This window comes from Pseudomonas sp. CAU 1711 (genome assembly GCF_039888625.1).
Taxonomy (GTDB): domain Bacteria; phylum Pseudomonadota; class Gammaproteobacteria; order Pseudomonadales; family Pseudomonadaceae; genus Aquipseudomonas.
Genome location: NZ_JBDQQT010000014.1, coordinates 13,383 through 34,808, shown reverse-complemented (window position 1 = coordinate 34,808; position 21,426 = coordinate 13,383). Strand labels below are relative to the sequence as shown.

At 69.2% G+C, this 21,426-nt stretch carries 15 protein-coding genes; 8 read left to right on the top strand and 7 right to left on the bottom strand.

What is annotated here, in order from left to right; genetic code table 11:
* Positions 1-14: 14 nt before the first annotated feature.
* Entirely contained in the window at positions 15-1,559 is a 1,545-nt protein-coding gene (locus tag AAFN46_RS16070) for a L,D-transpeptidase family protein (RefSeq protein ID WP_347809706.1), read from the bottom strand.
* 150 nt (positions 1,560-1,709) lie between these two features.
* Here AAFN46_RS16070 and AAFN46_RS16065 point away from each other — a divergent pair, with 150 nt between their 5' ends.
* Positions 1,710-2,417 (top strand): murein L,D-transpeptidase catalytic domain family protein, encoded by a 708-nt coding sequence (locus AAFN46_RS16065; protein WP_347809705.1) that lies wholly within the window; start codon positions 1,710-1,712, stop codon positions 2,415-2,417.
* Positions 2,418-2,426: 9 nt separating this feature from the next.
* Here the strand turns inward: AAFN46_RS16065 and AAFN46_RS16060 are convergent, their stop codons facing one another.
* Together AAFN46_RS16060 and AAFN46_RS16055 are read right to left on the bottom strand one after the other, a co-directional pair.
* Positions 2,427-4,211, bottom strand: coding sequence for a GspE/PulE family protein (locus AAFN46_RS16060; RefSeq protein ID WP_347809704.1), 1,785 nt, complete (start codon positions 4,209-4,211; stop codon positions 2,427-2,429).
* Between the two features lie 36 nt (positions 4,212-4,247).
* The gene (locus AAFN46_RS16055) at positions 4,248-5,612 is read right to left on the bottom strand and encodes an inorganic triphosphatase (RefSeq protein ID WP_347809703.1); all 1,365 of its coding nucleotides are present in this window, start codon (positions 5,610-5,612) and stop codon (positions 4,248-4,250) included.
* Positions 5,613-5,712: 100 nt separating this feature from the next.
* Here AAFN46_RS16055 and AAFN46_RS16050 point away from each other — a divergent pair, with 100 nt between their 5' ends.
* From AAFN46_RS16050 to argA, 4 genes are all read left to right on the top strand, one after another.
* Entirely contained in the window at positions 5,713-6,390 is a 678-nt protein-coding gene (locus tag AAFN46_RS16050; protein ID WP_347809702.1) for a TIGR00153 family protein, read from the top strand.
* 39 nt (positions 6,391-6,429) lie between these two features.
* Complete coding sequence (locus AAFN46_RS16045) at positions 6,430-7,695, top strand: inorganic phosphate transporter (protein WP_347809701.1); 1,266 nt, start codon at positions 6,430-6,432, stop codon at positions 7,693-7,695.
* A gap of 75 nt (positions 7,696-7,770) precedes the next feature.
* Positions 7,771-8,910 (top strand): acetylornithine deacetylase, encoded by a 1,140-nt coding sequence (argE, locus tag AAFN46_RS16040; protein ID WP_347809700.1) that lies wholly within the window; start codon positions 7,771-7,773, stop codon positions 8,908-8,910.
* Between the two features lie 106 nt (positions 8,911-9,016).
* Complete coding sequence (argA, locus tag AAFN46_RS16035) at positions 9,017-10,315, top strand: amino-acid N-acetyltransferase (protein ID WP_347809699.1); 1,299 nt, start codon at positions 9,017-9,019, stop codon at positions 10,313-10,315.
* 94 nt (positions 10,316-10,409) lie between these two features.
* Here the strand turns inward: argA and AAFN46_RS16030 are convergent, their stop codons facing one another.
* The 4 genes from AAFN46_RS16030 to AAFN46_RS16015 all read right to left on the bottom strand — a co-directional run bounded on the left by AAFN46_RS16030 (position 10,410) and on the right by AAFN46_RS16015 (position 15,168).
* Positions 10,410-10,595 (bottom strand): ribosome modulation factor, encoded by a 186-nt coding sequence (locus tag AAFN46_RS16030; protein WP_347809698.1) that lies wholly within the window; start codon positions 10,593-10,595, stop codon positions 10,410-10,412.
* 143 nt (positions 10,596-10,738) lie between these two features.
* Positions 10,739-12,325: a glutamate--cysteine ligase gene (gshA, locus tag AAFN46_RS16025; RefSeq protein ID WP_347809697.1), complete on the bottom strand. Its 1,587-nt coding sequence runs from the start codon at positions 12,323-12,325 to the stop codon at positions 10,739-10,741.
* A gap of 125 nt (positions 12,326-12,450) precedes the next feature.
* Complete coding sequence (locus tag AAFN46_RS16020; RefSeq protein ID WP_347809696.1) at positions 12,451-12,837, bottom strand: PaaI family thioesterase; 387 nt, start codon at positions 12,835-12,837, stop codon at positions 12,451-12,453.
* 3 nt (positions 12,838-12,840) lie between these two features.
* Complete coding sequence (locus AAFN46_RS16015; RefSeq protein WP_347809695.1) at positions 12,841-15,168, bottom strand: Tex family protein; 2,328 nt, start codon at positions 15,166-15,168, stop codon at positions 12,841-12,843.
* 174 nt (positions 15,169-15,342) lie between these two features.
* On the opposite strand from AAFN46_RS16015, the gene ompR reads away from it, so the two are divergent.
* The 3 genes from ompR (at position 15,343) to AAFN46_RS16000 (ending at position 21,271) form a co-directional block, all read left to right on the top strand.
* Positions 15,343-16,074, top strand: a complete 732-nt coding sequence (ompR, locus tag AAFN46_RS16010) for a two-component system response regulator OmpR (protein ID WP_347809694.1) — start codon at positions 15,343-15,345, stop codon at positions 16,072-16,074.
* Between the two features lie 85 nt (positions 16,075-16,159).
* Complete coding sequence (locus AAFN46_RS16005; protein WP_347809693.1) at positions 16,160-17,473, top strand: ATP-binding protein; 1,314 nt, start codon at positions 16,160-16,162, stop codon at positions 17,471-17,473.
* A gap of 63 nt (positions 17,474-17,536) precedes the next feature.
* Positions 17,537-21,271, top strand: a complete 3,735-nt coding sequence (locus tag AAFN46_RS16000; protein ID WP_347809692.1) for an EAL domain-containing protein — start codon at positions 17,537-17,539, stop codon at positions 21,269-21,271.
* Positions 21,272-21,426 lie beyond the last annotated feature (155 nt).

Genomic DNA, 21,426 nt, shown 5'->3' with positions numbered 1-21,426 from the left:
GCGCCACACTCGGATCAGGGGTGCTCGCCGTGTAGCGCGGCGAGCAGCGCGGGGTCGCGCCCATAGATGTCGGGAAAGAAGCGCAGCCGCCCGTCGGCGTCGACCTCGGCGGTCCAGTAGCCGATCAGCAGCGGCACCGGGCGACTCAGGCGATGGCCCTGGGTCTCGCCGCTGGCGATGCGCCGGCGCACCGTCGCCAGCTCGTCCTCGGCCAGCAGCCAGGGCAGCAGCTCGTCGACCGCCTCGATGCGCACGCAGCCGGAGCTGAACAGCCTAGGCGATCTGTCGAACAGCGCCTGGCTCGGCGTGTCGTGCAGGTAGACGGAGAAGGGATTGGCGAAGCGCAGCGCAACCCGCCCGAGCGGGTTGTTGCGGCCGGCGGCCTGGCGCAGCAGGATCGGCCCCGGCTTCTCCCAGTCCACCCGCTGCGGGTCGAGCAGACTGCCCTGCTGGTCGTAGACGCTCAGCTCGTGCTGCTGCAGGTAGCCGAGGTCGGCGCGGATGGCCGGCAGCTTGTCCTCGCGCAGTATGGTCGGCGGCACCGTCCAGGTCGGATTGAGGGTCAGCCGCTCGATGCGCGAGGCCAGCAGCGGCGTGGCGCGCTGCGGGCGGCCGACCTGGGTGCGGGTGCGCCACAGCTCGCGGTCGCCGTCGATCACGCTGAGCTCGGCGGCGGCGACATTGATCAGCACCCGCGCCTCGCGCAAGTCGTCGACGCGCCAGCGCAGGCGTTCCAGATTGGCGCGCAGCTGGTCGCGGCGCGCGAGGGGGCCGACGTTCAACTCGGCCAGGCTGGCGGGGCCGAGCAGGCCGTCGTCGCGCAGCCCGTGGCGGCGCTGGAAGCGCTGCAGGGCGAGCACGGTGGCCGGGTCGAACTCATCCGTCGCCACCTCGCTAGCGGCCAGGTAACCCTCGGCCGCCAGGCGCCGGCGCAGCAGTGGCACCCGCGCGTCGGGCCGCCCCGGCTTGAGCAGCGGGCCGTCGGGCAACGCCTGCCACGCGGCCGGCGGCTGGCGCCGGGCAAAGGCATAGAAGGCGCGCAGGTCGAGATAGCGCCGCGAGCTGGGGCGCGCGGCGGCGAAGGCGGCGGTCGGATCGCCCGCATGCCTCCGCGCGGCGGCGAGCACGGCGCGATAGGGGTCGGGACGCACCTCGCTCGGCGCATGCCAGAGCCCGGCCGCGGCCAGCGCCGGCTGCCGCCCCCGGCGCAGGTCGAGCAGGGCGCGCAGGTAGCTCAGGCTGAGCTGCCGCTCCGAGCAGGCATCGTAGGCGGGCGGCAGGGGGTAGTCGGCCGGACTCAGGCCATCGTCGGCCAGGGCGCCCAGCTCGGCCCGCAACCAGTCGCGCTGGTGTTCGTCGGCCCAGGCGGGCAACTGGTTGCGCTCGCGGTAGAAGTCGTCCAGCAGCTGGCGCGCGCTAGCGTCCGGAGCGGGATGCAGGACCGCGCAGGGCACCGCGACGGGCTCCGGCAGGGGAGCGTCCGGCGCCATGCCGAGGGCGACCAGCGGCAGGGCGAGCAAGGCGATGCTCGGGTAGGATGTACGTTTTTTGAGCAACATACTGCTCCGGTCCATGACCCAGGCGCCCTCTGGACAGGCGCCACGACAGCGTCAAGTATAGGTGGATCGAGGTCGGATCTTGTGACCGGGGGACTGTCGACGCTTGGTCAGGGCCGCGAAGGAGCACGTGCTTTTCAGAGGTATGCGCGAATGTTCGGACGAGTTGGCCGGCTCTGCCTGGCGGGGCTTTATCTATTCTGTGCACCGCTGCTGGCGGCCCCCTCCCCCCTGGCCGAAGAGCTGGCGCGCGTCGCCCCGGGGCTCAATCCGCAGGCCCTGCGCGATGCCGTGGCGGCCATGCAGTGCGCGGTCGAGCACGGCGCCGAGCCCGCCCGCCGGTTGGCGGTGATCGATTACTCGCAGCCCTCCACTGCCCGCCGCCTGTGGATCTTCGATCTGCAGCAGCGCCGCCTGCTGCTGCGCGACTACGTGGCCCACGGCCGCCTGTCCGGGGAGAACTACGCCAGCCAATTCTCCAACCGCCTGGGCAGCCATCAGAGCAGCCTGGGCCTGTTCCGCACCGCCGAGAGCTACTTCGGCAAGCACGGTTACTCGCTGCGCATGGATGGCCTGGACCCCGGCATCAACGATCTGGCGCGCCAGCGCGCCATCGTCATTCATGGCGCGGCCTATGTGAACCCCAAAATGGTCAGCAAGCACGGGCGCATCGGCCGCAGCCTGGGCTGCCCGGCGGTGCGCCCGGAGGTGGCGCGACTGGTGGTGGATAAGCTCAAGGGCGGCCAGTTTCTCCTGGCCTGGCACGCCGACCCGCGCTGGCTGAACCGCTCCGCGCTGCTGGCCTGCAAGTCGCCGCGCCTGCTGCAGAGCGCCCTGCGCCCGCTGCCCGACAAGGGCTGATGAGCCGCGCTACTTCTGCTCGCTCTGCGGGGTGACCCGCAGCACTTCCTCGACCGTGGTCAGGCCGGCGGCGACCTTCTGCGCGCCGGACAGGCGCAGGCTGCGCATGCCGTCCTTGAACGCCGCCCGGCGCAGGGCGATCAGGTCGGTGTCGTGGGTGATCAGCGGCTTGATGTTGTCGTTCAGCAGCATGATCTCGTAGACTCCGGCGCGGCCGCGGTAGCCGGTGTCGCGGCACTCCAGGCAGCCGACGGCACGCTGCGCCTGGGTCGGCCGCGGCGCGCTCCAAGGCTTGGTCAGGCTCTGCCAGTCGTCGTCGCTGAGTTCCACCGGCGCCTTGCAGTGCGGGCACAGGGTGCGCACCAGGCGTTGGGCCATGACGCCGAGGACGGTGGCCTTGAGCAGGTAGTGCGGCACGCCCAGTTCGAGCAGGCGGGTGATGGCGCTCGGCGCATCGTTGGTGTGCAGGGTGGAGAGCACCAGGTGGCCGGTGAGCGCCGCCTGGATGGCCATCTCGGCGGTCTCCAGGTCGCGGATCTCGCCGACCATGATGATGTCCGGGTCCTGGCGCATCAGCGCGCGCACGCCGCTGGCGAAGGTCAGGTCGATGTTGTGCTGCACCTGCATCTGGTTGAAGGCGCCCTCGATCATCTCGATCGGGTCCTCGATGGTGCAGACGTTCACCTCGTCGGTGGCCAGTTGCTTGAGCGTGGTGTATAGGGTGGTGGTCTTGCCCGAGCCGGTCGGCCCGGTGACCAGGATGATGCCGTTGGGCTGGCAGGTCATGCTCTCCCAGCGGCGCAGGTCATCCGGCGAGAAGCCCAGCTGATCGGGGCTCTTGAGCAGCACCTCGGGGTCGAAGATACGCATCACCATCTTCTCGCCGAAGGCGGTGGGCAGGGTCGACAGGCGCAGCTCGACCTCGCCGCCGTCCGGAGTCTTGGTCTTGACCCGGCCGTCCTGCGGCTTGCGCTTCTCCGCCACGTTCATCCGCCCCAGGTGCTTGAGGCGGCTGACCACCGCCATGGTGACCTGGGCGGGAAACTGGTAGACGTTGTGCAGCACGCCGTCGATGCGGAAACGCACACTGCCGATCTCGCGGCGCGGCTCGATATGGATATCGCTGGCGCGCTGCTGGAAGGCGTACTGGAACAGCCAGTCGACGATGTTGACGATGTGCGCGTCGTTGGCGTCCGGCTCCTGGTCGCTGGCGCCCAGATTGAGCAGCTGCTCGAAGTTGCCGACGCCGCTGATCTTGATGTCCTGCGAGGTCGCACCGGTCACCGAGCGGGCCAGGCGGTAGAACTCGGTGGTGAAGCGCTGGATGTCCGCCGGGTTGGCCACCACCCGCTTGATCGGGCGCTTGAGCACATGGGTCAGGTTGCTTTCCCAGGCGTGCACGAAGGGCTGCGCGCTGGCGATGGTGACCGCCTCGGCGTCGGCGGCCACGGCGAGGATCTTGTGCCGACTGGCGAAGGCATAGGACATCAGCGGGGTGACCGCGGCGACGTCGATCTTCAGCGGGTCGATGCGCAGGTAGGGCTGGCCGGCATGGTTGGCCAGCCACACGGTCAGGCCTTCCAGGTCGTGCTTCTTGCCCGGCCGCTGCAGGTCGTCGACCTGCTGCGCGGCGAGGAACTCCAGCGGGTGCAGCTGGGCGTTGCTCGAGGCCCGGCGCAGCACCATGCACTGCTCGGCGCTCTCCTGGGACACCCGCCCCTGGGCCACCAGCTCGCGGAGGATGTCGTTGAGATCGAGCCAGCGATCCTGGGCATGCGAAGCGAGGGTGGACATGGAGCTCCCTTTATAGGTGGCGAGGGGGTGTGCAGCTTATTTCAGCAGCAGTTTCCAGGCTTTGAGCGTCGCCACAGTATGGGCCTGCGCCTGGCGAGCGGCCAGCACTTCGCCGTCGCCCTCCTGCCCGGCCAGGGCCTGCAGCTTGCCCAGCTCGCCGTACAGGCGATCCAGCTCCGGCAGCTCCGGCACCTGACGGGCCAGGCGCAGCCAGACCTGCAGGCGCTCGATGCGCGGCATTTGCTCGGCCAGCGCCTCGGGGAACTGCTGGTAGTGCTTCAGGCGCAGGCCCTCGGCCTCCTCGGCCAGCAGGTGCGGCAGCCAGTTGCCCAAAGCCGCCGCGCCCTGGCGCTGACCACGGGCATTGCGCTCGACCGTCCAGGCGCGCGCCAGCAGCCAGCGCGACAGGCGCAGGGAGAACAGGCCCCAGCGATTGCCCTGCAGCTCGCCGGCGAACATGGCCGGCGCGTTGTGGCGCAGCGCCTCGTCGCTGTGGCCGGCGGCCAGGCGCGGACGCCAGTCGCCGAGCAGCGCGTCGAGTGCCTCGCGCAGCTCGCGGCTGCTGGCACGTGGCGCGGCCTGGCCGAGGCTGCCGAGCAGGGCGCGCAGGTCGACCAGTTGCTGCAGCCACTGCTCCAGCAGTTTCCAGTGGCCGTTGAAGCGGTACTGCTCGGCCAGGCGCTGGCTGCTGCCGAGCAGGTGCCAGGCCAGGGCGGCGAAGGCATCGTCCAGGCTCATCTCGGCGCTCAGTGCCGGGGCCGGCAGGCTCAGGTGATAGCTGGCGGCATCGAACAGGCGGTAGCCGCGCTCGGCCTTGCTGATGTCGCAGGGCATCAGCGGCAGATCGGCGGCCAGCTCGCAGGCCAGCTCGAGCAGGGCCTGTGGCTCGCCCTGGCGCAGCTCCAGCTCCAGTTCGCAGATTTCTTCCTCGCCCTCGCCGGCGATCACCTTGCCCAGGTCCAGGGCCGCCTCGATCACCGTCCTGGCCTTGCCGCGCCCCCAGGCGATCTCCGCCTTGTCGCGGACGAAATCGGTGGTGAACAGCGGCTGCAGGCTGTTCTTGTCCAGTTCGGCCAGGCTGGCCGGCCAGCAGTCGTCGCCGAGCAGCTTGGTGTCCAGCTTGGCCTTGTTCAGGTACCAGTCCCACTCGTTGCGCTCGGACAAGCCCGCCACGCTCTGGCCGCGCGTCTTCAGGGTCTGAATCAGCTGCTCGCCGTCGCGACGCAGGCGCAACGCCACGCGGGCGGCCGCCAGGTCGCGGGCCGGGGTGTCGAAATACTGGTTGAACAGCTCGCAGCGCTGCCAGCTGGACTTGTTGCGCTTCTTCAGCAACGGGTGCTCGCGCAGGGCGGCCAGGGTTTCGCGGCTGATGCGCAGCTTGATTTCGGTTTCTTTGTTCACGGGGCGCCTATCATAAATTTGTTGCAGTCCGATGTATCGCATTGGCCACCGGGCTCTGGCCACTTATAATCGCGGCCCTTTTCCCGCAGGGACTTCCCCCATGCCAACCAATCCCTTCGTCAGCCTGTTCGGTCGCTCGCCGATCGGTCCCATGCAGCAACACATCGCCAAGGCGCATGAGTGTGCGGCCAACCTGATGCCCTTCTTCGAAGCGGTGATGGCGCAGGACTGGGCCGAGGTCGCGCGGGTGCAGCAGGAAATGGTGCGTCTGGAGAAGGAAGCCGACAAGCTCAAGAAGAGCGTGCGCCTGAACCTGCCGAAGAGCCTGTTCCTGCCGGTGCCGCGCTCGGACCTGCTGGAGCTGCTCAGTGTACAGGACAAAGTGGCCAATAAAGCCAAGGACATCGCCGGCCTGATGCTCGGCCGCGAGATGGCCATCCCCGCCGAACTGCAGCCGCTGATCCGCGCCTTCGTGCAGCGCACCGTGGACGCCAGCGCCCAGGCGCTGAAGGCCATGAACGAGCTGGACGAACTGCTGGAGACCGGCTTCGGCGGACGCGAGGCCAAGCTGGTGGAAACCCTGGTCGAGGAGCTGGACGGCATCGAGGACGACACCGACCGCCTGCAGATCGAGGTGCGCCGCACCCTGTTCAAGCTGGAGAAGGACATGCCGGCGGTGGACGTGATGTTCCTCTACCAGATCATCGACTGGGTCGGCGACGTCGCCGACCGTGCCCAGCGCGTGGGCAACCGTCTGGAACAACTGCTGGCGCGCTGAGCGCCAGTGTCCTTTCTGGGATAACAGGTAAAACTACTTATGTCTCTTATTGCGGATTACGGCTTCGTACTCCTGGTACTCGCCTGCCTGTTCGGCTTCTTCATGGCCTGGGGCGTGGGCGCCAACGACGTGGCCAACGCCATGGGCACCTCGGTCGGCTCGCGTGCGCTGACCATCAAGCAGGCGATCCTGATCGCCATGGTCTTCGAGTTCTGCGGCGCCTACCTGGCCGGCGGCGAAGTCACCGAAACCATCAAGAACGGCATAGTCGACGCGAAGGCCATCAGCCCCGACCTGATGGTGCTGGGCATGATGTCGGCGCTGCTGGCCGCCGGCACCTGGCTGCTGATCGCCACCCGCAAGGGTTGGCCGGTGTCCACCACCCACTCCATCGTCGGCGCGGTGATCGGCTTCGCCGCCGTCGGCGTGTCGATGGATGCAGTGCACTGGGAGTCGGTCGGCCCGATCGTCGCCAGCTGGGTGGTCTCGCCGGTATTGTCCGGCCTGGTCGCCTTCGGCCTGTTCATGAGCGTGCAGAAGCTGATCATCAACACCGACAGCCCGTTCAAGAACGCCAAGCGCTTCGTGCCGCTGTACATGTTCCTCACCGGTTTCATGGTGTCGATCATGACCCTGTCCAAGGGCCTCAAGCACATCGGCCTGAATCTCTCCGGCCAGCAGAGCCTGCTGCTGTCGGTGGGCGTCGGTACCCTGGTGATGCTGCTCGGGATCGCCATCCTCAGCCGCATCAAGATCGACGAGGAGGCCGACAAGGCTTTCCACTTCGCCAGCGTCGAGCGCGTGTTCGCCGTGCTGATGATCTTCACCGCCTGCTCCATGGCCTTCGCCCACGGCGCCAATGACGTGGCCAACGCAGTCGGCCCGCTGGCCGGCGTGGTCGGGGTGATCTCGGCCGGCGGCGCCGCCGAGGTGGCGGCCAAGTCCGCCGTGCCGGGCTGGGTGCTGCTGCTCGGCGCCATCGGTATCGTCATCGGCCTGGCCACCTACGGCTACAAGGTGATCGCCACCATCGGCAAGGAAATCACCGAGCTGACCCCCAGCCGCGGCTTCGCCGCCGAGCTGGCCACCGCCGCCACCGTGGTCGGCGCCTCGGCCATCGGTCTGCCGGTGTCCACCACCCACACCCTGGTCGGCGCCGTACTCGGCATCGGCATCGCCCGTGGCATCGGCGCACTGAACCTGGGCGTGATCGGCTCGATCTTCATGTCCTGGATCATCACCCTGCCGATCGGTGCCGGCCTGTCGATCCTGTTCTTCCTGATCCTGCGCGGCATCTTCCTCTAAGAAGCCCTTCGCCAGGCGGGTTTATTCCGCGACGGCGATGGCCCTATCATGGGCCATCCCCCGCGGAGACCGCCGATGTCGTTGCCATCCCTCAAAGACCAGTTCGCCGCGCTGATCGCCACCCCTTCGGTGAGCTGCACCCAGCCGCACTGGGACCAGTCCAACCGCGCCGTCATCGACCTGCTGGCCAGCTGGCTGGGCGCGCTCGGCTTCGCCTGCGAGATCCAGGACGTGGCGCCGGGCAAGGCCAACCTGCTGGCGACTCTCGGCAGCGGCCCCGGCGGCCTGGTGCTGGCCGGCCATAGCGACACCGTGCCGTTCGACGCCGAGCTGTGGCAGAGCGACCCGCTCAGGCTCACCGAGCAGGGCGACCGCTGGCTGGGCCTCGGCGTCTGCGACATGAAGGGCTTCTTCCCGCTGGTGATCGAGGCCGTGCGCGGCCTGCAGGGCCAGCCGCTGAAGCAGCCGCTGCTGGTGCTGGCCACCTGCGACGAGGAGAGCTCGATGGCCGGCGCCCGCGCCCTGGCCGATGCCGGCCGGCCACTGGGACGCGCCGCAGTGATCGGCGAGCCGACGGGTTTGCAGCCCATCCGCCTGCACAAGGGCATCATGATGGAGCGCATCGACATCCTCGGGCAGAGCGGCCACAGCTCCGACCCCAGCCTCGGCCATAGCGCCCTGGAGGCCATGCACGACGTGATGGGCGAGCTGCGCGCGCTGCGCGCCCAGTGGCAGCGCGAGTTCAGCAACCCGCAATTCGGCGTGCCGACGCCGACGCTGAACCTCGGCTGCATCCACGGCGGCGACAACCCCAACCGCATCTGCGGCCAGTGCTCCCTGGAGTTCGACCTGCGCCCGCTGCCGGGCATGGACCCGCAGCAGCTGCGCGCGGCGATCAACGCCAAGCTGCAGCCGCTGGCCGAGCGCCATCGGGTTCGGATCGACTACGCGCCGCTGTTCGACAACGTGCCGCCCTTCGAGCAGAGCGCCGACAGCGAGCTGGTACACCTGGCGGAGAAGCTCACCGGGCATGCGGCGCAGGCGGTGGCGTTCGGCACCGAAGCTCCGTATCTTCAGCAGCTCGGCTGCGAGACCCTGGTCCTCGGCCCCGGCGATATCGCCTGTGCCCATCAGCCGAATGAATTTCTCGAGCTGGCGCGCATCGAACCCACGGTGCAGCTGCTGCGCCAGCTGATCCAGCACTACTGCCTGTAACCCCGCCCTGTCATCGAGGAGCTCCTGATGTTGCGACGAAGCTAGGCCGACCCTCTTCCCCTGCGGAAGCCAATCCCCCTTCGTCCTCTGCCCGACAGGCTTGTACATGCACGACTACGTCAACTGGCTGCGCCACGCCTCGCCCTATATCAACGCCCACCGCGACTGCACCTTCGTGGTCATGCTGCCCGGCGAGGGCGTGGAACATCCGAATTTCGGCAATATCATCCACGACCTGGTGCTGCTGCACAGCCTCGGCGTACGCCTGGTGCTGGTGCATGGCTCGCGCCCGCAGATCGAGGCGCGCCTGGCCGAGCGCGGCCTGACCCCGCGCTACCACCGCGACCTGCGCATCACCGACGGGCCGACCCTGGACTGCGTGATCGACGCCGTCGGCCGCCTGCGCATCGCCATCGAGGCGCGGCTGTCGATGGATATGGCCGCCTCGCCCATGCATGGCGCGCGCCTGCGCGTGTCCGGCGGCAACTTCGTCACCGCGCGGCCGATCGGCGTGGTCGACGGCATCGACTACCACCACACCGGCGAGGTGCGCCGGGTCGACCGCAAGGGCATCGGCCGCCTGCTCGACGAGCGCAGCATCGTGCTGCTCTCGGCACTGGGTTACTCGCCCACCGGGGAGATCTTCAACCTGGCCTGCGAGGACGTCGCCACCCGCGCCGCCATCGACCTGCAGGCCGACAAGCTGCTGCTGTTTTCCGCCGAACGCGGCCTGCTCGACGACAGCGGCAAGCTGGTGCGCGAACTGCGTCCGCAGCAGGTACCGGCGCACCTCGCGCGCCTGGGCAGCTGCCACCAGGCAAAATTGCTGGGCGCCGCCGCCCAGGCCTGCCGCGCCGGGGTCAAGCGCAGCCATATCGTCAGCTACATGGAGGACGGCTCGCTGCTCACCGAGCTGTTCACCCGCGACGGCGGCGGTACCCTGGTCGACCAGGAGCAGTTCGAGTCGCTGCGCGAGGCGACCATCGAGGACGTCGGCGGGCTGATCGAGCTGATCACCCCGCTGGAGGATCAGGGCATCCTGGTGCGCCGCTCGCGCGAGGTGCTGGAGCGCGAGATCGGGCAGTTCAGCATCGTCGAGCGCGACGGCCTGATCATCGCCTGTGCCGCGCTCTACCCCATCGCCGACTCGGACAGCGGCGAGCTGGCCTGCCTGGCGGTCAACCCCGAATACCGCCATGGCGGACGCGGCGACGAGCTGCTCGAACGCATCGAGGAGCGCGCCCGGGCGCTGGGCCTGAAGACCCTGTTCGTGCTCACCACCCGCACCGCCCACTGGTTTCAGGAGCGCGGCTTCGAGGCCAGCGGCGTCGAGCGCCTGCCGGTGGCGCGCGCCTCGCTGTACAACTACCAGCGCAATTCGAAGATATTCGAGAAGGCGTTGTAGGAAGGCCTGGATAGGCTTGTGGGGGTAGGAGCGGCATCACCGCGCTGAAACGACAAGGGCCGCGCTTGCGGCCCTCTTGGCTTTTGCCCGGCATTCAGGCGCTGCGCCGCTGGTGCAGCTCGAACTGCTCGTTGCCGTCGTCCCAGCCAGCCTCCCAGGCGGCGGCCAGCACCTCCACGGGGTAGGGCTGACGTAGCCGCGGCTGGCCGGTGAGGCCGGCCATATAGCCTTGCTGGTAGGCCTTGGTCAGGCTTTCCAGGCTCCAGTCGTGATCGTCCATGGCAATCGTCGAGGCGGGTTTCCCCACAGGCTAGCCGGTGACCGACAGCGCGGCTTACCGCTGGTCAGGGGCGAACGGTCGAGGCGGCGGATTTGTGACGCAATGCCGCGGCCGGCACCGACTCGTTCGCCAAAGCCCTGATTTCAAATGCCCCTGTCGAGGATGCTGGCCTGGTAGGCGGCGACGAAGGCGTCGAAATCATCGCTGGCCGAACGCTCCAGCTCGGCCTGCGCGGCCCGCGACTCGCGCGCCAGGCGCTGGAACTCCTGCGCCTCGGCCGCGCTCAGCGGCTGGCTACGGAAGGTCTCGGCATGCGCCTGGCTCTGGCGCAGGGCAAAGGCGCGGAAGCTCTCGCCGCGCTCACGCAGCTCGGCCAGGATGCGCGCCGACGGTGTCAGCTCGACATCCTCGACCTTGGCCCGCTGCAGCCGCAGGGCGCGCCGATAGTCCTCGCCGCCATAGGCGCGGTCGAGCAGTTCGGCGATGGCGGCGAAGGCGTCCAGCAGCTCGCCGGCCCAGGCGCGCAGCTCGATCTGCTCGCCCCTGCGCTGCAGATGCAGGCCGGGACGACGCCCCTCCTTGACCGTCTTGAGGAAGTTGTCGGTGCAGGCGTGGCACTCGCCGTCGGCCAGCAGCGGGCTGCCGCGCAGGGCGCAATAGAGGATGAAGACATCGAGGAAACGCGCCTGGTCCAGGTCGATGCCCAGCGGCAGATAGGGATTGATATCCAGGCAGCGCACTTCCACGTACTGCACGCCACGGCTGCTCAGGGCCTGGATCGGCCGCTCGCCTAACTGGGTGACGCGCTTGGGCCTGATGCTCGAGTAGTACTCGTTCTCGATCTGGATGATGTTGGTATTGAGCTGCTGCCACTGCCCATCGGCATCGTGGGTGCCCAGCTCGGCATAGGCCGGATAGGGCGTGGCCACGGCCGCGCGCAGGCTGTCGATATAGCTGGCCAGGTCGTTGTAGCAGGGGGTCAGGCCGGACTGCGCGCTGCTCTGGTAGCCCAGGTCGCTCATGCGCAGGCTGGTGGCCCAGGGCAGGTACAGGGTGTCGGCGTCGAGGCGCTGCAACTGGTGCGGGCGGCCGCGCAGGAAGCTGGCGTCCAGCGCCGGCGAGGCGCCGAACAGGTACATCAGCAGCCAGCTGTAGCGGCGGAAGTTGCGGATCAGCGAGATATAGGCGGCCGACTGGTAGTCGCGCACGCTGCCGGCCTCGCCGTCGAGCCCCTGCAGCAGCGGCCAGAGCGCCTCGGGCAGGCTGAAGTTGTAGTGGATGCCGGCGATGCACTGCATGGTCTTGCCGTAGCGCAGGGCCAAGCCGCGACGGTACACGTACTTCAGCCGGCCGATATTGGAGCTGCCGTAGCGGGCGATGGGAATGTCCGCCTCTTCCGGCAGCAGGCCGGGCATCGACGGGCTCCACAGGTACTCGCCATCCAGCTGGCTGGCGGCGAAACGATGGATGCGCTCGAGCTCGACCAGGGTCGCCGCCGGATCCTGCTCGGCGGAGGTGATGAACTCCAGCAGCGCCTCGGAATAATCGGTGGTGATCTGCCCATGGGTCAGCGCCGAGCCGAGCGCCACGGGGTGGTCGCTGCGGGCCAGCTCGCCGCGCTCGGTGACGCGCAGGGTCTCGCGCTCGATGCCGTGCAGGCACTGGGTGAGCAGGGGCAGGTGGGCAGTGTCGCCGAGCAAGGCCAGGCGGCGGGAAAGGAGATCGCTCAAGATTCGGGTTCCTTCACTCGACGGTCGCCCGTATATGGGGACGTTGACTCGACTCTGCAAGTCGCACCGCGGGAAGGCGAGCATGCGCCGAGCGGGCCGCTCGACGCAATGCCGGGTGGCGACCCTTACTTGCAGATAAAGGTGGCCTGGGCGCTGGCCACCAGCTTGTCGCCCTGACTGGCGCGCGCCTCGATCACGTGTACCTTGCGCCCGGCGTTGATGACCCTGGCGATGCACTGCACCTCGCCGTCCTCGACGGCGCGGATGTAGTTGATCTTGCATTCCAGGGTCATGCTGCCGGCCTCGCCGCCGAACAGGCTGTGGCTGGCCTGGCCGAGGGCGGTGTCGATCAGAGAGAACAGCGCGCCGCCGTGCATGCGCCCGTGCAGGTTGAGCATCTGCTCCTGCATGCACATGCGCAGCTCGGCCTCGCCGTTCTCGGCGCGCAGGATGCGGATGCCGAGCAGGCGGCTGAAGTTGCTGTCCTGGCCCACCGCGGACTGGTCGCTCATGGCTTACTTCCTCAGCTGCTTGGCGTTGGCGAACAGCGCGGCCATGGCCGCATTGGCCGGGGCCGGCTTGTCCTGGCTGGAGTGGCGCTCGCTGCGCGGCTGGTTGCCGCCACGGCCCTGGCCATTGCCACGGCCGCCGCGCGGGCCCTCGACCTTCTCGCCGGGGGTGTCGCTCATGCGCATGGACAGCCCCACTCGATTACGCGGGATATCCACTTCCATGACCTTGACCTTGACGATATCGCCGGCCTTGACCACCTCGTAGGGGTCCTTGACGAACTTCTCCGACAGCGCCGAGATATGCACCAGGCCGTCCTGGTGCACGCCGATATCGACGAAGGCACCGAAGTTGGTGACGTTGGTCACCACACCTTCCAGCACCATGCCCGGCTTGAGGTCCTTGAGGCTCTCGACGCCGTCCTGGAACTCGGCGGTCTTGAACTCCGGGCGCGGGTCGCGGCCGGGCTTGTCCAGTTCCTTGAGGATGTCGGTGACGGTCGGCAGGCCGAAGCTCTCGTCGGTGAAGCGCTTGGGATCCAGGCTGCGCAGGAAGGCGGAGTCGCCGATCAGCGAGCGGATATCGCGACCGGTGTCCGCCGCGATGCGCTGCACCAGCGGGTAGGTCTCCGGGTGCACGGCCGAGGCGTCCAGCGGGTTGTCGCCGTTCATCACGCGCAAGAAACCGGCGGCCTGCTCGAAAGTCTTGTCGCCCAGGCGCGGCACCTTCTTCAGCTCGGCGCGGCTCTTGAACGCGCCGTTGGCATCGCGGAACGTAACTATGTTATTGGCCAGGGTCGCGTTGAGGCCGGAGATGCGCGCCAGCAGGGCGGCGGAGGCGGTGTTCACATCCACGCCGACGGCGTTCACGCAGTCCTCGACCACCGCGTCCAGCGAACGCGCCAGCTTGAGCTGCGACACGTCGTGCTGGTACTGGCCGACGCCGATGGATTTCGGGTCGATCTTCACCAGCTCGGCCAGCGGGTCCTGCAGGCGGCGGGCGATGGACACGGCGCCGCGCAGCGACACGTCCATGTCGGGGAACTCGCGGGCGGCCAGCTCGGAGGCGGAGTACACCGAGGCGCCGGCCTCGGACACCATCACCTTGGTCAGCTTGAGGCCCGGCACGGCCTTGATCAGGTCGGCGGCCAGCTTGTCGGTCTCACGGCTGGCGGTGCCGTTGCCGATGGAGATCAGGTCCACCGCGTGCTTGGCGCACAGCCTGGCGAGGATGGCCAGGGTGCCTTCCCAGTCGTTGCGCGGCGCGTGCGGGTAGACGGTGGTGGTCTCCAGCACCTTGCCGGTGGCGTCGACCACGGCGACCTTGCAGCCGGTGCGCAGGCCCGGGTCCAGCGCCAGGGTGGCACGCGGGCCGGCCGGGGCGGCCAGCAGCAGGTCGTGCAGGTTGCGGGCGAACACTGTGATCGCCTCGTCCTCGGCCTTCTCGCGCAGCTCGCCGAGCAGGTCGGTTTCCAGGTGGGTATAGAGCTTGACCTTCCAGGTCCAGCGCACCACCTCGCCCAGCCACTTGTCGGCGGCGCGGCCGCGCTGCTCGATGGCGAAGCGCTCGGCGATCATCAGCTCGCAGGGGTGCAGGGTGCCGGGCGCCTCTTCGCCGACCTTGAGGCTGGCGCCGAGCACACCCTCGTTGCGCCCGCGGAAGATCGCCAGGGCGCGGTGCGACGGCACGTTCTTGAGCGGCTCGTCGTGCTCGAAGTAGTCGCTGAACTTGGCGCCCTCGGCCTCCTTGCCGGCGACCACGCGGGCGCTCAGAGTGGCCTCGCTCTTCAGGAACGAGCGCAGCTTGTCGAGCAGGCTGGCATCTTCGGCAAAGCGCTCCATGAGGATGTACTTGGCGCCTTCCAGCACGGCCTTGACGTCGGCGAAGCCCTTCTCGGCGTCGATGAAACGCTCGGCTTCGCTTTCCGGATTCAGCTCGGGGTTGCCGAACAGCGCGTCGGCCAGCTCGCCGAGGCCGGCCTCCAGGGCGATCTGGCCCTTGGTGCGGCGCTTCTGCTTGTACGGCAGATAGAGGTCTTCCAGACGGGTCTTGGTGTCGGCCTCATCGATCTCGCGCTTCAGCTCGGGGGTCAGCTTGCCCTGCTCCTCGATGCTGGCGAGGATCGCCGCGCGGCGCTCGTCCATCTCGCGCAGGTAGCGCAGGCGCTCTTCCAGGTGGCGCAGCTGGGTATCGTCCAGGCTGCCGGTGACCTCTTTGCGGTAACGGGCGATGAAGGGCACGGTGGAGCCTTCGTCGAGCAGGGCCACGGCGGCGGCGACCTGTTGCGGGAGGACGCCGAGCTCGGCGGCGATGCGCTTGTTGATGCTGTCCATAAAACCTATCTGCAGGGAAACGGGGTCCGGCCGCGCCGGTGCACAAGCGCCGCATTATAAACATCGCCCCGAAAGGCGATGGGAACCGTTCGAGGGAAAAATCTGCTAACAATGGCCGGCCCGGGCGGCGGCGGCCATCGGCCATAATGCGCCCATTGTCAGAGGGGAAACCGCATGAGCACCGCTGCTGCGCCGGAAGGCGAAAAGATCCTGATCGTCGACGACGACCCCGGCCTGCGCCGCCTGCTGGAGCGCTTCCTCAGCGAGCAGGGCTACCGCGTGCGCGCGGTGGAGAACGTCGAGCAGATGGACCGCCTGCTGGCCCGCGAGCTGTTCCAGCTGCTGGTGCTCGACCTCATGCTGCCCGGCGAGGACGGCCTGTCCGCCTGCAGCCGCCTGCGTGCGGCGAACAACCAGGTGCCGATCATCATGCTCACCGCCAAGGGCGACGAGGCCAGCCGCATCCAGGGCCTGGAAGGCGGCGCCGACGACTACCTGGCCAAGCCGTTCAACCCGCGCGAGCTGCTGGCGCGGATCAAGGCCGTGCTGCGCCGCCAGGCGCCGCTGGTGCCGGGCGCGCCGGCCAGCGCGGACGAGGTCGTCAGCTTCGGCGACTACCAGCTGTCGCTGGCCACCCGCGAACTGCGCAAGGGCGAGGAGCTGCACATGCTCACCACCGGCGAGTTCGCCGTGCTCAAGGCCCTGGTCCAGCACGCCCGCGAACCGCTGACCCGCGACAAGCTGATGAACCTGGCGCGCGGCCGCGAGTGGGACGCCCTGGAGCGCTCCATCGACGTGCAGATCAGCCGCCTGCGCCGGCTGATCGAGCCGGACCCATCCAAGCCGCGCTATATCCAGACGGTGTGGGGCGTGGGCTATGTGTTCGTGCCGGACGGAAGCAAATGAAGCCGCAAGCTGCAAGCCACAAGCCGCAAGTGATCGGAGTGCAGGCAGCTTTCACTTGCCGCTTGCAGCTTGAGGCTTGCAGCTGTTGAAAACCCCCGTCTGGTTCCCGCAAAGCTTCTTCGCCCGCACCCTGTGGCTGGTGCTGATCGTCGTGCTGTTCTCCAAGGCGCTGACCCTGGTCTACCTGATGATGAACGAGGACGTGCTGGTCGACCGCCAGTACAGCCACGGCGCGGCGCTGACCCTGCGCGCCTACTGGGCGGCGACCCCGCAGGAGCGCGCGCATATCGCCGAGGCGGCGACCCTGACCCGGGTGGCCAGCGACCAGGTGCCGGCCACCGAGCAGCACTGGCCCTATTCGGAAATCTTCCTGCGCCAGATGCAGGCCGAGCTGGGCCCGGACACCGAGGTGCGGGTGCGCGTGCAGAGCCCGCCGGCGCTCTGGGTGCGCGCGCCGAGCCTGGGTGACGACTGGCTCAAGGTGCCGCTCTATCCGCACCCGCTGCGCGGGCAGAAGATCTGGAGCGTGCTCGGCTGGTTCCTCGGCATCGGCCTGCTGTCCACCGCGGCAGCCTGGATTTTCGTGCGCCAGCTCAATGCCCCGCTCAAGCGCCTGGTGTTCGCCGCCCGCCAGTTCGGCCAGGGGCGCAGCGTGCGCCTGCCGGTGAGCGACACGCCGAGCGAGATGACCGAGGTGTATCGCGCCTTCAACCAGATGGCCGAGGACATAGAGCAGGGCGCGCGCGAGCGCGAGCTGATGCTGGCCGGGGTGTCGCACGACCTGCGCACGCCGCTGACCCGCCTGCGCCTGTCGCTGGAGATGCTCGGCGGCGATGCCGAGATGAGCGAGGACATGATCCGCGACATCGAGGACATGGACGCCATCCTCGACCAGTTCCTCGCCTTCATCCGCGACGGCCGCGACGAGAAGCCCGAGCCGCTGGCGCTCGACGAGCTGGTGCGCGAGGCGGTGGCGCCCTACAACCAGCAGGAAGAGCGCGTGCGCCTGTGCCTGGAGCGGGTGCCGGCCTTCCCGCTGCGTCGCGTGTCGATCAAGCGCCTGCTGGTCAACCTGCTGGACAACGCCCTGCGCTACGGCGGGCACAACGTCGAGGTGGTGACCAGCCTGGCCGGCGACGACAGCGCGCCCTACGTGGTGCTCAGCGTGCTGGATCGCGGCCCCGGCATCGCCCAGGCGGAGATGGGCGAGATCTTCAACCCCTTCATCCGCGGCGACCGCGCCCGTGGCGGCAAGGGCACCGGCCTGGGCCTGGCCATTGTCAAGCGCATCGCCGCCCTGCACGGCGGCAGCGTGGAGCTGCGCAACCGCTCCGGCGGCGGCCTGGAGGCGCGCATCTGCCTGCCCCTGGGCCTGCTGCTGCCACGCGACGCCAGCTGAGGCCGCGCGCCCGGGCCTGCCGGGCTGATCTATGCTGCCTGAGGTGATCAGCTCGAGGTCAGCATGGCCGTGGATTCCGCGCGACTGCCGAGGTGGACCTGGTGGCTGCCGCTGCCCCTGCTCCATCTGGCCACCTGGTTGTCCCTGGCGGGCCAGACCGCTGGCGGCACGGCGCTCTGGCACCCGTCGTTCGCCCTCGGCCTGGTCTTCACCCTCTGGTGGGGGCCGCGGGTGCTGCCGGCGGTCTATCTCAATGCCCTGCTCGGGGCGGTGCTGTGGGCCCCGGACTGGCGCTGGGCGCCGCTGCATGCCCTGCCCGAGGCCCTCGCCGTCGGCCTCGCCTGGCTGGCCCTGCGGCGCAGCGATGCCGGCCTGACCGACCTCGCCAGCCTGCTGCGCCTGCTGCTGCTCGGTGCACTGACTCCCGCCCTGCTGCTCGCCACCGGGGAGCAGAGCGGCCAGCTGCTGAGTGCAGAGGTCGCCATTGCGGCATGGGGCCGGGCCACCCTGAGCCTGTGGCTGGTCGACAGCCTGACCGCCCTGGGCATCGGCCTGCCGCTGCTGGTGCTGCTCACCCCGCGCCTGCGCCGGCGCGACTGGGCGCTCGGCGCCCTGCGCGGCGCGACGCCGTCGCGCCCCCTGCCCCGCTGGCTGGCCCCGCTCCTGCTGCTCGGCGTGCCTCTGCCGATGCTCTGGCTGCCCCTGCCCCTGGCGCTACCGCTGATCGGCGCACTGCTGCTGTGCCTGAGCCTCGCCCGAGGCTTCTCCGGCGCCCTCGCGGGAGCCGTGCCGACCAGCCTGGCGGCGCTGGCCATGCCCCTGCTCGCCGGCAGTGCCGCGTGGCACGAACCGCAGCCCCTGCAGCTGCACTTCGGCGCGCTATTGCTGAGCATGGCCGCGCTGCTGGTCGGCCGCGCCCTCGGCGACCGCCAGGGCAGCCTGGCCGCCAATGCCGCCATGCAGGAGGAGCTGGCCCTGGCCAACCTGGCCCTGCAAGCCTGCCCGCTGGGCGTGTCGATCTCCGATCTGCGCCAGCCCGGCGTGCCCTTCATCTACTGCAACCCGGCGCTGGAGAAGATCAGCGGCTACCCGCGCGAGCAGATCATCGGCTCCTCCAGCCGCCTGCTGGTCGCTCCGGGGCAGAAGCAGAGCGCCCTGCTGCGCATCCGCCAGGCCATCGCCAGCGGTCGGGTGCACAGCGAGGTGTTGCGCAACTGGCGCAAGGACGGCCAGGCGTTCTGGAACGAGGTGACGGTGGCGCCGCTGCTCGACGAGCACGGCCAGATCAGCCATGTGGTGGCGCTCAACCACGACGTCAGCGAGCGCGAGAGGCTCGCCGACGAGCTGGCCCGGCATCGCGAGGAGCTGCTGCGCCAGGCCCACCTGCTGAGCCAGACCGAGGCGCTGGCCGATATCGGCGGCTGGGTGCTGGAGCTGGACAGCGGCAAGATGTACTGGACCGAGGGCTGCTTCCGCCTCAACGAGCTGGACCCGGCCGGCGGCGCGCCGGACATGCAGGCGGCCCTGGCGCGCTACGACGAGCCCAGCCAGCAGCGCATGAACGAGACCCTGCAGCGGATCATGCTCAGCGGCGAACCCTTCGACCTGGAGTTGCGCCTGCTCGGCGCCCGCGGCACCGCGCGCTGGGTGCGCCTGAAGGGCTTCGCCGAGAAGGACGGCACCCAGGTGGTGCGCCTGTACGGTGCGATCCAGGACATCAGCGAACGCAAGCTCACCGCGCGGCGCCTGCGCGAGCGCGACGAGTGGCTGCGCCTGTTCTTCGAGGCGCCGCTGATCGGCATGGCCATGATCAGCCCGCAGCGCCAGTGGCTGGAGGTCAACGCCAAGCTGTGCCAGATCCTCGGGCGCAACCGCGAGGAGCTGCGCGCCGGGCGCTGGCTGGAAATCAGCCATCCGGACGACATGGAGGCGGAGGAAGCCCTGTTCGCCACCATCCAGAGCAGCCGGCGCGACGACTTCGAGCTGGAGAAGCGCTTCCTGCGCCGGGACGGCAGCACCGTCTACACCCGCCTCAGCCTGCGCGCGGTGCGCGACCCGCAGGGCCAGCTGGAGGCCTGCCTGACCCTGGTCGAGGACATCACCGCGCGGCGCGAGGCCGAGGCGCGCTACCACACCCTGGTCGAGCATGCGCCCGAGGCCATCCTGCTGTTCAGCCCGGATGGCGGCATCATCGAGGCCAACGCCAACGCCCTGCGCCTGTTCCGCTGCAGCCGCAACGACCTGCTCGGGCGCAAGCCGAGCGAGCTGAGCCCGCCGCAGCAGCCCGACGGGCGCGCCTCGGAAGCCGCCGGAAGGGCCTATGTGGGCAGCGCCATCGCCGGCGAGACACCGGTGTTCGAATGGCTGCATCGCGACAGCGCCGGCCACCTGCTGCCCTGCGAGGTCCGCCTGGTACGCATGCCCGGCGAACCGCTGCTGCTGCGCAGCAGCATCATCGATATCTCCGAGCGCCAGCGCTACCAGCGCGAGATCGAACGCCTGGCCTACAGCGACGAGCTCACCGGCCTGCCCAACCGCCGCCTGCTGCAGGACCGCCTGCAGCACGCCATGGCCCGCGAGCGTCGCGAGGGCAACTTCGGCGCCCTGCTGTTCATCGACCTGGATCATTTCAAGACGGTCAACGACAGCCTCGGCCACCCGGTCGGCGATGCCCTGCTGCGCGAGGTCACCACGCGCCTGAGCCGCAGCCTGCGCGCCGAGGACACCCTGGCACGGCTCGGCGGCGACGAGTTCGTGGTGCTGCTGGAGACCCTCGCCGAGAGCCAGGCCCAGGCCGCCGAGCTGGCCGCCGAGGTGGGCGAGAAGCTGCTGGCCAGCCTGCGCGGCAGCTTCCAGATCCACGGCCACGACCTGGCGCTGAGCGCCAGCATCGGCATCACCCTGCACCCGCTGCCCGGCCAGGACGCCGACGATGCCCTCAAGCAGTCGGATACCGCCATGTACCGGGCCAAGCATTCCGGGCGCAACGCCCTGCACTTCTTCGCCCCGCAAATGCAGGCGGTGATCGACCAGCGCCTGCAGCTGCAGAGCGAGTTGCGCCAGGCCATGGCGCGCCAGCAGCTGAGCCTGGCGTTCCAGCCGCAGCTGGAACTGGCCAGCGGGCGCGTCGTCGGTGCCGAGGTGCTGCTGCGCTGGCACCATCCGCAGCGCGGCGATATCCCGCCGGGCCAGTTCATCCCGCTGGCCGAGGAGACCGGGTTGATCCACGAGCTGGGCCAGTGGGTGCTGGAGCAGGCCTGCGCCTGCCTGGGACGCTGGCAGGCCGACTGGCCACGGCTGGTGCTGGCGATCAACCTCAGCCCGCGCCAGCTGCGCCAGGGCGACTGCGCCGAACGCATCGGCGCCTGCCTGAGCGGCAATGGCCTGCGCCCCGGCGCGCTGGAGCTGGAGATCACCGAGGGCGTGCTACTGGAGGACGTCGACCACTGCATCGCCACCATGCAGGCGCTCAAGGGCCAGGGGGTGCGCTTCGCCATCGACGACTTCGGCACCGGCTACTCCTCGCTGACCTACCTCAAGCGCCTGCCGCTGGACCGGCTGAAGATCGACCGCAGCTTCATCGGCGACCTGGATGAGGACAGCGGACGCATGCTGGTCGAGACCATCCTGGTGATCGCCCGCAACCTCGACCTGGAATGCGTGGCCGAGGGCATCGAGAACGACGCCCAGCTGGAGTGGCTGCGCCAGCACGGCTGCTCCCTGGGCCAGGGCTACCTGTTCGGCCGACCCATGGCCGAGGCGGCCTTCCTGGAGTGGCTGGCACGGCACGCCGGCTAGAAACGACGAGGCCGCGGGCGACATGCTGCTCACTTAAGAAAACGCCGCGATTTCTTTCCAGAGTCGCAGCGTCTTGAGAGCACCCCCTCTCCCGCCGGGAGAGGGGCTGGGGGTGAGGGACTATCGCCTACTCGTTGCCTGCCCCTCACCCCGGC

What these genes read in the sequence shown, in the direction of transcription:
- AAFN46_RS16070 (WP_347809706.1), bottom strand. Translation starts at nt 1,559, where the DNA reads ATGTTGCTCAAAAAACGTACATCCTACCCGAGCATCGCCTTGCTCGCC.
- AAFN46_RS16065 (WP_347809705.1), top strand. Translation starts at nt 1,710, where the DNA reads ATGTTCGGACGAGTTGGCCGGCTCTGCCTGGCGGGGCTTTATCTATTC.
- AAFN46_RS16060 (WP_347809704.1), bottom strand. Translation starts at nt 4,211, where the DNA reads ATGTCCACCCTCGCTTCGCATGCCCAGGATCGCTGGCTCGATCTCAAC.
- AAFN46_RS16050 (WP_347809702.1), top strand. Translation starts at nt 5,713, where the DNA reads ATGCCAACCAATCCCTTCGTCAGCCTGTTCGGTCGCTCGCCGATCGGT.
- AAFN46_RS16045 (WP_347809701.1), top strand. Translation starts at nt 6,430, where the DNA reads ATGTCTCTTATTGCGGATTACGGCTTCGTACTCCTGGTACTCGCCTGC.
- argE (WP_347809700.1), top strand. Translation starts at nt 7,771, where the DNA reads ATGTCGTTGCCATCCCTCAAAGACCAGTTCGCCGCGCTGATCGCCACC.
- argA (WP_347809699.1), top strand. Translation starts at nt 9,017, where the DNA reads ATGCACGACTACGTCAACTGGCTGCGCCACGCCTCGCCCTATATCAAC.
- AAFN46_RS16030 (WP_347809698.1), bottom strand. Translation starts at nt 10,595, where the DNA reads ATGGACGATCACGACTGGAGCCTGGAAAGCCTGACCAAGGCCTACCAG.
- AAFN46_RS16020 (WP_347809696.1), bottom strand. Translation starts at nt 12,837, where the DNA reads ATGAGCGACCAGTCCGCGGTGGGCCAGGACAGCAACTTCAGCCGCCTG.
- AAFN46_RS16015 (WP_347809695.1), bottom strand. Translation starts at nt 15,168, where the DNA reads ATGGACAGCATCAACAAGCGCATCGCCGCCGAGCTCGGCGTCCTCCCG.
- ompR (WP_347809694.1), top strand. Translation starts at nt 15,343, where the DNA reads ATGAGCACCGCTGCTGCGCCGGAAGGCGAAAAGATCCTGATCGTCGAC.
- AAFN46_RS16000 (WP_347809692.1), top strand. Translation starts at nt 17,537, where the DNA reads ATGGCCGTGGATTCCGCGCGACTGCCGAGGTGGACCTGGTGGCTGCCG.